Annotated in this window: 2 protein-coding genes; one reads left to right on the top strand and one right to left on the bottom strand. The window is 67.0% G+C overall.

Annotation, left to right across the window (positions count from 1 at the left end; translation table 11 throughout):
* Position 1 precedes the first annotated feature (1 nt).
* Positions 2-955, bottom strand: coding sequence for a 2,3,4,5-tetrahydropyridine-2,6-dicarboxylate N-succinyltransferase (gene dapD, locus WA317_RS16600; protein ID WP_425174069.1), 954 nt, complete (start codon positions 953-955; stop codon positions 2-4).
* Positions 956-1,059: 104 nt separating this feature from the next.
* On the opposite strand from dapD, the gene WA317_RS16595 reads away from it, so the two are divergent.
* A partial coding sequence (locus WA317_RS16595; protein ID WP_425174068.1) for a M20/M25/M40 family metallo-hydrolase occupies positions 1,060-1,690 on the top strand: 631 nt, incomplete at its 3' end.

Genomic DNA, 1,690 nt, shown 5'->3' with positions numbered 1-1,690 from the left:
GCTAGTTGGCGTGCAGATCCTCGTTGAGCGCGATGCCGTGCCCGTCCCGCGACGTCGCCTCGACCGCACCGGTCACCGAATTACGTCGGAACAGAATATTATTTGTGCCCGACAGTTCCCGCGCTTTGACCGGGCTGCGGTCGGGCAGCGCGACTTTGGTTCCCGCGGTGACGTACAGCCCGGCCTCGATGACGCAGTCGTCGCCCAGTGAGATGCCCAGTCCCGCATTGGCGCCTAACAGGCACCGCTTGCCGATCGAGATCACCTCGCTGCCACCGCCGGACAGTGTGCCCATGATCGACGCGCCACCGCCGACGTCCGAACCGTCACCGACCACCACACCCGCCGAAATACGGCCCTCGACCATGGATTTGCCGAGCGTACCGGCGTTGTAGTTGACGAAGCCCTCATGCATGACCGTGGTGCCCTCGGCCAGGTGAGCGCCCAGCCGGACACGGTCGGCATCGGCGATACGCACGCCGGTGGGAATCACGTAGTCGACCAACCGCGGGAACTTGTCCACGCCGTACACCGTGACCGGCCCGCGCCGGCGAAGCCGCGCACGCACCACCTCGAAACCGCCGATCGCGCACGGACCGTAGTTCGTCCACACCACGTTCGTCAGGATGCCGAAGAAGCCGTCAGCGTTCAGGCCGTGCGGCGCAACGAGCCGGTGCGACAGCAGGTGCAACCGCAGATACGCGTCGTAGGCGTCGACGGCCTGAGAGTCCAGCGACCCGATCACCGTACGGACCACCATCGTCTCGACTGCGCGGTCGTCGTCGCGGACGGCCAGTGCACCCAGCTCGTCGGGCACCTCGGCCACCGACAACCGCACCGTGCCGGTCTCACCGGATTCAGTCAGTTCCGGTGCAGGGAACCAGGTGTCGAGCACCGACCCGTCTTCCGCCAGCGTCGCCAGCCCGATACCCGAAGCTCCAGTCACGCGGCCCACGCTACTGCCTCTGCGCGACCAGTCGTAAAAGCCCTCGACACGCCGACGAATCCGGGACGTTTGCGTCTGCTCGGCCAGTGTGGCGAGCTACTACCCTTGGCGGTGTGCTGGACCTTCACGGCGACCCGATCGAGCTGACGGCGGCGCTGGTCGACATTCCCAGCGAATCGCGGTCCGAAGCACGCATCGCCGACGAGGTGGAAGCTGCGCTGCGCGCGCAGACAACCGGCTTCGAAATCATCCGCAACGGCAACGCGGTGCTGGCGCGCACCCAGCTGGGCCGTCCTGCAAGGGTGTTGTTGGCCGGGCATCTGGACACCGTGCCCGCGGCCGACAGTGTGCCCAGCCGCCGAATCGGTGACGTGCTGCACGGTTGCGGCACCGTGGACATGAAATCCGGTGACGCGGTGTTCCTGCATCTGGCCGCCACGATCACAGCACCCGTTCACGACTTGACCCTCGTTTTCTACGACTGCGAGGAAATAGACGCCGCCTCAAACGGTTTGGGCCGCATCGAGCGCGAACTGCCGGACTGGTTGAGCGCCGACGTCGCCGTTCTCGGCGAGCCCACCGCCGGCTACATCGAGGCCGGCTGCCAGGGCACGCTGCGCGTCGTCGCCCACACCCACGGCACCCGTGCCCATTCGGCGCGTTCGTGGCTGGGCGACAACGCTATTCACCGACTGGGCGCGGTGCTCAACCGGCTGGCCGACTACCGCGCGCGCACCGTCGAGA

This window comes from Mycobacterium sp. (assembly GCF_049802695.1).
Classification (GTDB): Bacteria; Actinomycetota; Actinomycetes; order Mycobacteriales; family Mycobacteriaceae; genus Mycobacterium.
Note: the sequence above shows the minus strand (reverse complement) of the source record. Positions and strands in the feature narration are given on the sequence as shown.